Source organism: Anaeromyxobacter oryzisoli, from assembly GCF_022690765.1.
Lineage (GTDB): Bacteria > Myxococcota > Myxococcia > Myxococcales > Anaeromyxobacteraceae > Anaeromyxobacter > Anaeromyxobacter oryzisoli.
This window is the reverse complement of the sequence record NZ_JALCZA010000125.1, coordinates 1-8,968: the sequence shown is the minus strand read 5'-3', so window position 1 is coordinate 8,968 and position 8,968 is coordinate 1. Positions and strand designations below refer to the sequence as shown.

Here is an 8,968-nt window from a genome sequence, read left to right as displayed (position 1 = left end):
GTGGCGCGCCCGCTCTCGGTCGGCGAGCTGACGCGGGCGCTCCGGAACGTCGTCGAGCCCCGGTTCCGCGACGTCTGGGTCGCCGGGGAGGTCGCGAACCTCCGGCGCCAGGCGAGCGGCCACGTGTACTTCTCGCTCAAGGACGACGAGGCCGTCATCGGCGCGGTGCTCTGGGCGTCGCAGGCGCGTCGGGTCCCGTTCGAGCTCGAGGAGGGGCAGGAGGTCCTGGCCCGCGGGTTCGTGGAGATCTACCCGCCGCACGGCAAGTACCAGCTCGTCGTGCAGGAGGTGGAGCCGCGCGGCGCCGGCGCCGCGGCGCTCCTGCTCCAGCAGGTGAAGGAGCGGCTCCTGGCGGACGGGCTCCTCGATCCGGCGCGGAAGCGGGCGCTCCCGCACCTCCCCCGGCGGGTGGGGGTCGCGACGAGCCCCACCGGCGCCGCGCTCCGCGACTTCCTCCGGGTGCTGCACGGGCGCTTCCCGACGCTGCCGGTCCTCGTCGCGCCGTGCCGCGTCCAGGGCGAGGGGGCCGCGGCGACCGTGATCTCCGCGGTGCGCGCGCTCTGCCGGGCGGGCGTGGACGTGGTGGTGGTGACCCGCGGCGGCGGCTCGCAGGAGGATCTCTGGGCGTTCAACGACGAGCGGCTCGCCCGGGCGATCGCGGCGTGCCCGGTGCCGGTGGTCTCGGCGGTCGGGCACGAGACGGACGTCTCCGTCGCCGATCTGGTGGCCGACGTCCGCGCCGCGACCCCGACGCACGCCGCGCAGCTCGTCGCGCCGGTGAAGGACGAGCTCGTCGCGCGCGCCGCCCAGCTCGGGGCCCGCCTCGATCGCGCCCTGGCGGCCGCGCTCGACGGGCGCCGCAGCGCGCTCCGGGCGCTGCGGGCGGAGCTCGCCGATCCCGCGCACCTCCTCTCCCGCGAGCGCCACCGGGTGGACGACCTGCTCCACCGCGGCGAGGCCGCCGTCCGCGCGCCGCGCCGGCGCGAGCGCGCCGCCCTCGAGGCGCTCCGCGTGCGCCTCGCCCGGCGCGAGCCGCGGGCCGAGGTCCGGGCGCTCCGCGCGCGGATGGAGTCCGCCACGGTCCGGCTCGGGCGGTGGCAGGCGGCCTGCTTCCGGCGCGAGGGGCTGCGCGTGGAGCGGCTCGCGGCGCGGCTCGAGCCCGCGAACGTCGCGAAGCTGCTCGCCCGCGGGTTCGCCCTCGTGCTCGATCGGGGGCGGCTGGTGACCTCGAGCGCCGCCGTGCGCGAGGGGGACGCGCTGCGCGTCGCGCTCGCGGAGGGGTGGCTCGACGCGCGGGTCGAGCGGGTGCGCGCGGGCGAGGATCCGCTGCCCGGACGGACGAGCAGGCCCGGCGAGGGGGCGAGCGCGGCCGGCTCGGGCGGGGCACCCGTTGACCCCCTTTCGCGACCCCGTTAATCAGGTGAAGAGCGGAGGTCGCGTGACGGAGAACGAGCGAGGAGCGGCGGTCGGCGGGCCGGGGGCGGCGGACGAGCCGTACGACGTGCTGGTGGAGCGGCTCGAGCGCGTCGTGGGCGAGCTCGAGTCCGGGCAGCTCACGCTCGAGCAGTCGATCGAGAAGTTCGCGGAGGGCGTGCGGCTGGCGAAGGACGCGTCGCGCAAGCTGGACGAGGCGGAGCGCCGGGTGGAGCTCCTCGTCCGCAGCGCCGACGGGGACGAGGAGGCCGTACCGTTCGAGCCCGCCGGTGGCCGAGGTCCGTGAGGCCGTCCGATGCCGGGCGAAGAGGGCATGAGGAAGCCGAAGGTCATCATCGTCGACGACGACCGCGACACGCGCGAGATGCTCACGCTCGCGCTCGAGCTCGAGGGCTTCGAGGTCGGTCAGGCGGCGAACGGCCTGCGCCTCATCTCGGCCATGCACGTGGACCGGCCGGACGTGATCCTGCTCGACGTCATGATGAGCTGGATCGACGGCTTCGAGCTGTGCCGGGCGATCAAGAAGAACCCCACCTTCGGTGACATCCCGGTCATCTTCATCTCGGCCCGCAAGAGCGTCGAGGACGAGCGCGCCGGGATCGAGGCGGGCGCGGTGGACTACTTCCCGAAGCCGCTGGACATGGACGCGCTCGTGGCGCGGATCCGGGAGATCCTCGATCGTCGCGCGGGCGCGGTACACACGACCCCTGCTTGATGACGACGCGGAATCCGTCCCCGCCGTCCCGCGTGGCCGCCAGGCCGCCGACCCCCCGCTGGTGTCGTCCCAAAGGCTGCCTTCCGTGGTAGAAGGCCCCCACCTTGTCCGACTCCCTCTCCATCGAGAACTATCTCCGGTCGGTCGCCGGTCGGATCGAGCCCCACCTCGCGGCGCTCGCCGACGCGCACCGGGGCCACCCCCGGCTCGCCGCGGCCATCAAGTACGCGCTCCTCGGCGGCGGGAAGCGGCTCCGCCCCGCCCTCGTCTTCGCCGCCTGCGAGGCGTACGGCGGCGATCCCGCCGACCCGCTCGCGCTGCGCTTCGCCGTGGCCATCGAGGCGATCCACACGTACTCGCTGGTCCACGACGACCTGCCCGCGATGGACGACGACGACCTCCGCCGCGGCCGGCCGACCGTGCACAAGGCGTACGACGAGGCCACCGCGGTGCTCGTCGGCGACGGGCTCCAGTCCCTCGCCTTCGCCCACCTCCTCGCCTCCGACGACGCCCGCGCCCCGCAGCTCGCGCGCGTCCTCGCCGAGGACGCGTTCCTGATGGTCGAGGGGCAGGCCCGCGACATGGACGGCGAGCACGCCGCGCTGGACGAGGCGGCGGTGATGGAGCTGATGCGCACCAAGACGGGCGCGCTCCTGTCGGGGTCCGTCGTGGCTGGCGCGATCTGCGCCGGGGTGCCCGTGAACGAGGTGCTCGAGCGGATCCGCCCGGTGGGGCTGAAGCTCGGGCTCGCGTTCCAGATCGCCGACGACCTGCTCGACCTCACCGCGGACACCGCGACCCTCGGCAAGCGCGCGGGGAAGGACGCGGGCGCGGGGAAGTCCACCATCCCCGCCCTGGTCGGCATCCCCGAGGCGCGCCGCCGGGCCGAGGCGCTCCTGGAGGAGGCCCTCGCCGCGCTGGCTCCACTCGGACCGCGCGCCGAGCCGCTCCGTGCCCTGGCGCAGTTCGTGCTCTCGCGCAAGAAGTAGGAGACGAAAGGAAGGACGCATGGACCGCCTCCTCGACTCGATCGACTCCCCCGCCGATCTCAAGAAGCTGCCGGTGGAGAAGCTCCCGGCGCTCTGCGAGGAGATCCGCGCGGAGATCATCCAGACCTGCGCGAAGAACGGCGGTCACCTCGGCTCCTCCCTCGGCGCCGTCGAGATCAACGTCGCCCTCCACTACGTGTACTCCTCGCCGGAGGACGAGCTGGTGTTCGACGTCGGGCACCAGGCGTACGCGCACAAGCTCCTGACCGGCCGCCGCACGCGGTTCCGGACGATCCGCACCGAGGGCGGCCTCGCCGGCTTCCCCGAGCGGCAGGAGTCGGAGCACGACGCGTTCGGCGTCGGCCACGCGTCCACCGCGATCAGCGCCGCCCTCGGCATGATCGAGGCGAAGCGGATGACCGGCGCGCCCGGCAAGGTGGTGGCGGTCGTCGGCGACGGCGCGATGACGGGCGGGGTCGCGTTCGAGGGGCTGAACCAGGCGGGCTATCTCAAGCGGGACCTCGTGGTCGTGCTGAACGACAACGAGATGTCCATCTCGCCGAACGTCGGCGCGATGAGCGAGTGGCTCTCGAAGAAGTTCACCTCGCGCACCTACAACCGGTGGCGCAAGGGGGTGAAGGACTTCCTCGCGACGTTGCCCAAGGGGTCCGAGGCCATCCAGATGATCCGCCAGGGGATCGCCGCGACGAAGGCGTTCGTCACGCCCGGCATCCTCTTCGAGGGGCTCGGCTTCGCCTACGTCGGGCCGGTGGACGGCCACGACGTGAAGGGGCTCGTCGAGTCGTTCCAGAAGTTCCGCACCTTCGACGGCCCCATCCTGCTCCACGCCGTCACGACCAAGGGCAAGGGCTACCGCCCCGCCGAGACCGACAAGGCCACCCGCGGCCACGGCCTCTCGTTCTTCGACGTCGCCACCGGGAAGCCGGTGAAGAAGGCGTCCGCGACGAAGGCGTACACCGATCTGTTCGCCGAGGCGCTCTGCGAGGAGATGGAGCGCAACCCGCGGGTGGTCGCGATCACCGCGGCGATGCTCGAGGGGACCGGCCTCATCAAGGCGAAGCAGCGCTTCCCGGACCGGACCTACGACGTCGGCATCGCCGAGCAGCACGCCGTGACCTTCGCGGCGGGGCTCGCCTGCGACGGCGTGCGGCCGGTCACGGCGATCTACTCGACGTTCCTGCAGCGCGCCTACGACCAGATCATCCACGACGTGGCGCTCCAGCGGCTGCCGGTCACCTTCGCCCTCGACCGCGGCGGCCTGGTCGGCGCCGACGGGAAGACGCACCAGGGCGCGTTCGACCTCGCCTACCTGCGCTGCGTGCCGAACCTCGTCGTGATGGCGCCCTCCGACGAGAACGAGCTGCGGCACATGCTGCACACCGCGCTCGAGCTGGACGGCCCCGCGGCGTTCCGGTACCCGCGCGGCTCCGGCGAGGGCGTCGCGCTCGAGCCGCTCCGCACGCTCGCGGTCGGCAAGGGGCGCGTCGCGCGGAGCGTCTCCGGCAAGCCGGACGTGTGCGTGGTCTCCATCGGGACGACGCTCCGCCCCGCGCTGGCCGCCGCCGAGGCGCTGGCGGGCGAGGGGATCGCAGCCACCGTCGTGGACGCGCGGTTCGTGAAGCCCCTCGACGAGGACCTGATCTGCGCCGAGGCGGCGCGGGCGAAGCGGGTCGTCACCGTGGAGGAGGGCTGCCTGCCGGGCGGCTTCGGCAGCGCGTGCCTCGAGGCGTTCGAGCGGCGCGGCCTGCTCGAGGACGGCCTCGTGGTGAAGCGGCTGGGGATCCCGGACGAGTTCATCACCCACGCCGAGCAGGCGAAGCAGCGCGCCTGGGTCGGGATCGACGCCGCCGCCATCGCCGCCGCCTGCCGGGCGACGGTGGGCGATCGCAAGGAGCGCGGCGCCGCCTAGGGCGAGAGGTCCGGCATCGCCCGCGTCTCGATGGCCAAGAGACAGCGCATCGACCTCCTCCTCGTCGAGCGGGGGCTCGCCGAGTCCCGCACCCGCGCGCAGGCGCTCGTGATGGCGGGGGCGGTCGTGGTCGGCGAGGCGCGGGTGGACAAGCCCGGCGCGCTCGTCGATCCCGAGGCGCCGATCCGGCTCAAGGCCGGCGCGGCCCCCCAGCGATACGTCTCGCGGGGCGCGCTCAAGCTCGAGAAGGCGCTCGACGTGTTCCCGGTGGACCCACGCGGGAAGACCTGCGCCGACCTGGGCGCGTCCACCGGCGGCTTCACGGACCTCCTGCTCCAGCGAGGGGCCGCGAAGGTGTACGCGGTGGACGTCGGGTACGGTCAGCTCCACCCGCGGCTGCGCGGCGACCCGCGCGTGATCGTCCGCGAGCGCCAGAACGCCCGGCTGCTCGACGCGGCGGCGCTCGGGGAGCAGGTCGAGCTCGTGGTCGGGGACCTCTCGTTCATCTCGCTCCGGCTGATCCTGCCGGCGGTGAAGGCGATCCTCCGGCCCGGCGGAGATGCGGTCCTGCTCGTGAAGCCCCAGTTCGAGGTCGGGAAGGGCGAGGTGGGCAAGGGCGGGGTGGTACGCGACGACGCGAAGCGCCGCGCGGCGCTCGAGGCGGTCGCGCAGGCGGCGCGCGAGCTGGGGTTCGAGGTGCTGGGGCACGCCGAATCGCCGATCGAGGGACCGGCCGGGAACCGGGAGTGGCTGCTCGGCCTCCGGCTGCCGATCCGCTGATCGTCTGATCGTCGCGGGCCCCGTCCGGGGGACGAGCGCGAGCGCTCGAGCGCCCGTGGAACAAGGCGTTCCTTGACCTGGGTCGCTCGTTCTGTTATCGACACGCCGACATTTTCGGCCCGGGCTTCGCCGGGTTACGCCCGGGCGTTGCCGGGTTACGAAAGTGGGCCGCGTCGCCCACTTTTTCTTTTTTAGGGGTCATGACGGGGATCGGAGAACAGTCGATCGCGGAGCGGGCGCGGAGCCTCCTCGAGCCGGTGGTGGCGCGAGACGGCTTCGAGCTCGTGGACGTCGAGTGGCTCCGCCTCGCGGGCCGCTGGACGCTCCGCGTCTACATCGACAAGCCCGACGGCGTGCACGTGGACGACTGCCAGTCGGTGTCTCGCACGATCGAGGCGATGCTCGACGTCGAGGACTTCATCGAGCAGGCGTACGATCTCGAGGTGTCGTCGCCGGGCCTCGACCGGCCCCTCCGCAAGCCGCAGGACTTCGAGCGTTACGCCGGCCAGCGCGTCCACGTGAAGTCCTACGGGCCCGTCGCCGACACCGCGCCCGGCTCGCCGGGGCGCAAGCACTGGACCGGCGTCCTGGGGGGCTTCAAGGACGGTGCCGTCGAGATCGACGTCGACGGCGTCGTGCACCGCGTCCCGCACGATCAGATCGCGAAGGCCCACCTCGAGTACGACGCCGGGGCGGACCTCCGGAGGAAGGACTGAGCATGCAGCAGAACGTCAACCTGAACCTCATCCTCGACCAGGTCGCCAAGGACAAGGGGCTCGACCGCCCGCGCCTCGTGGAGATCCTCGAGGAGGCGATCTCCAACGCGGGCAAGCGTCACTTCGGGCTCGAGCGGAACATCAAGGCCCGGTACGACGAGGAGAAGGGGCAGGTGGACCTGTTCCAGGTCCTCACGATCGTCGCGGATCCCACGGAGGAGAGCCCGATCGCCGACCCGGTGAACATGATCCCGGTGTCGCTCGCGCACACGAAGGGGATCGACGTCGAGCCGGGCGACGAGCTGGACTTCCCGATCTACTACCGGCCGGACGACGAGGCCGAGGCGCGCGCGCAGGACGAGCAGTGGGGAGACCTCCTCAAGCTCAAGACGTACCGCCGGTCGTTCGGCCGCATCGCCGCGCAGACCGCGAAGCAGGTGATGATCCAGGGGACGCGGAACGCCGAGCGCGAGAACGTCTTCAACGAGTACAAGGACCGCAAGGGCGAGGTCATCACCGGCATCGTCCGCCGCTTCGAGCGCGGCAACGTCATCGTGGACCTCGGGCGCGCGGAGGCGGTGCTCCCGGTGCGCGAGCAGGTGCCGCGCGAGAGCTACCGCGCCGGCGACCGGATCCAGGCGTACGTGATGGACGTGCTCCGCGAGTCGAAGGGGCCGCAGATCATCCTCTCCCGCGCCTCGGTCGAGCTCCTGAAGCGGCTCTTCGAGATGGAGGTCCCCGAGATCGCCGAGGGCGTGGTCGTCATCGAGGCGGCGGCCCGCGAGCCGGGCGGCCGCGCGAAGATCGCGGTCAGCTCCCGCGACTCGGACGTGGATCCGGTCGGCGCCTGCGTCGGGATGAAGGGCAGCCGCGTCCAGGCCGTCGTGCAGGAGCTCCGCGGCGAGAAGATCGACATCGTGCCGTGGGACGAGGACTACGCCCGGTTCGTGTGCAACGCGCTGGCGCCGGCCGAGGTCTCCCGGGTCCTCCTCGACGAGCAGAACCGCGCGATGGAGATCATCGTCCCGGACGACCAGCTCTCGCTGGCGATCGGCCGCCGCGGCCAGAACGTGCGGCTCGCGTCGCAGCTCACCGGCTGGAAGCTCGACATCAACTCCGAGTCGCGCGTGAAGGAGATGCACGAGTTCGCGAAGGAGAGCTTCACCGCGCTCGACGTCCCGGAGCAGACGCAGGAGATGCTCTACGCGCACGGCTTCCGCAAGGCGCAGGACCTCGCGAACGCGGCGCCGGAGATGCTCACGCAGTTCCCCGGCTTCACGATGGACATGATCCCCGGCCTGCAGAAGCAGGCGCGGGAGCAGTCGATCGTGGACGCCGAGAAGGAGATGCGGCTCGAGCAGGAGCGCGAGGCGGCCCGCATCGCCGAGGCGCGCCGGCACCCCGACAGCCTCACGCAGGAGGAGCGCTTCGCGCGCGTCCGCGGGGTCGGCGAGAAGACCATCGAGCAGCTCAAGCTCGCCGGCTACCCGACCGTCGAGGCGGTGCACGCCGAGGCGGACATGATGAAGCTCGCCGAGTCGTCCGGCCTCGGCATCAAGAAGGTCCGGCAGATCAAGCACGCGGTGGGCGTCTACCTCGAGGAGGAGGCGAAGCTCCGGGCCGAGCTGGACGCCGAGAAGGCGAAGCAGGGGGCGGGGGCCTAGCCGATGACGTCCGCGCCGATCCGCACCTGCGTCGGCTGTGGCGGCAAGGCCGCCCAGGCGGGCCTCGTGCGCCTCGTCGCGGCGGGGTCGCGGGTCGTGATCGACCGCGCGCGGAGCGGCGGACGTGGCGCGTGGCTCCACCCGACCGTCCCCTGCCTGGAGCGGGCGGTGAAGCGGCGCGCCTTCGGCCGGGCGCTCAGGTCGGAGGGCGTCCAGGCGGACGCGATCGCGCTGCGGGGCGAGTTGACGGGAAATCCCCGTAAGGATTAGGAGTCAGCACAATGTCCAAGAAGCGGGTCCATGAGCTCGCCAAGCAGCTGAAGGAGCAGGGTATCGAGCTCTCGAACCAGGAGCTCGTCGAGAAGCTCCACGCGCTCGGCTACTACGAGGTGAAGAGCCACTCGTCCTCCCTCGAGGACGATCAGGCCCACGCCGCGTTCGAGAAGATCGTCGCCGAGAAGAAGCCGAAGCCGGCGCCGGTGCGGCCGGCCGGGCCCGGGTTCGTCGTCCGCCGGAAGGCGCATCACGAGGTCGCCGAGCAGCCGGCGCCCGCCGCCGAGCCGGAGGTCGCGCACGAGCCGGTCGCCGCGCAGGAGCCGGTCGCCGCGCAGGAGCCGGAGGTCGCGCAGGAGCCGGAGGCGGCGCCCGTCGAGGCGGCGCCCATCGAGGCGCCGGCGCCGACCGCGGTCGCCGCGCCCGCTCCGGTCGCGGCCCAGCCGGTCCCCGCCGCGTCCGCGCCG

At 72.8% G+C, this 8,968-nt stretch carries 10 protein-coding genes; all 10 read left to right on the top strand.

Annotated elements, in window-relative coordinates:
* Complete coding sequence (xseA, locus tag MNZ27_RS22240) at window positions 1-1,416, top strand: exodeoxyribonuclease VII large subunit (protein ID WP_242396263.1); 1,416 nt, start codon at window positions 1-3, stop codon at window positions 1,414-1,416.
* Window positions 1,417-1,438: 22 nt separating this feature from the next.
* Entirely contained in the window at window positions 1,439-1,720 is a 282-nt protein-coding gene (gene xseB, locus MNZ27_RS22235) for an exodeoxyribonuclease VII small subunit (protein WP_242396262.1), read from the top strand.
* A 27-nt stretch (window positions 1,721-1,747) separates the two neighbouring features.
* A complete protein-coding gene (locus MNZ27_RS22230; protein ID WP_242396261.1) occupies window positions 1,748-2,149 on the top strand; it encodes a response regulator transcription factor in 402 nt (133 codons plus the stop codon).
* Between the two features lie 104 nt (window positions 2,150-2,253).
* The gene (locus tag MNZ27_RS22225) at window positions 2,254-3,138 is read left to right on the top strand and encodes a polyprenyl synthetase family protein (protein WP_242396260.1); all 885 of its coding nucleotides are present in this window, start codon (window positions 2,254-2,256) and stop codon (window positions 3,136-3,138) included.
* Between the two features lie 19 nt (window positions 3,139-3,157).
* A complete protein-coding gene (gene dxs, locus MNZ27_RS22220; RefSeq protein ID WP_242396259.1) occupies window positions 3,158-5,068 on the top strand; it encodes a 1-deoxy-D-xylulose-5-phosphate synthase in 1,911 nt (636 codons plus the stop codon).
* A gap of 30 nt (window positions 5,069-5,098) precedes the next feature.
* On the top strand, window positions 5,099-5,848 hold the full coding sequence (locus MNZ27_RS22215; protein ID WP_242396258.1) for a TlyA family RNA methyltransferase: 750 nt from the start codon (window positions 5,099-5,101) through the stop codon (window positions 5,846-5,848).
* 200 nt (window positions 5,849-6,048) lie between these two features.
* Window positions 6,049-6,564, top strand: coding sequence for a ribosome maturation factor RimP (locus MNZ27_RS22210; protein ID WP_242396257.1), 516 nt, complete (start codon window positions 6,049-6,051; stop codon window positions 6,562-6,564).
* A gap of 2 nt (window positions 6,565-6,566) precedes the next feature.
* On the top strand, window positions 6,567-8,228 hold the full coding sequence (nusA, locus tag MNZ27_RS22205; protein WP_242396256.1) for a transcription termination factor NusA: 1,662 nt from the start codon (window positions 6,567-6,569) through the stop codon (window positions 8,226-8,228).
* A gap of 3 nt (window positions 8,229-8,231) precedes the next feature.
* Complete coding sequence (locus MNZ27_RS22200; RefSeq protein ID WP_242396255.1) at window positions 8,232-8,498, top strand: YlxR family protein; 267 nt, start codon at window positions 8,232-8,234, stop codon at window positions 8,496-8,498.
* Window positions 8,499-8,509: 11 nt separating this feature from the next.
* Window positions 8,510-8,968: translation initiation factor IF-2 N-terminal domain-containing protein (locus MNZ27_RS22195; RefSeq protein ID WP_242396254.1), on the top strand; the 459-nt coding region annotated here is incomplete at its 3' end.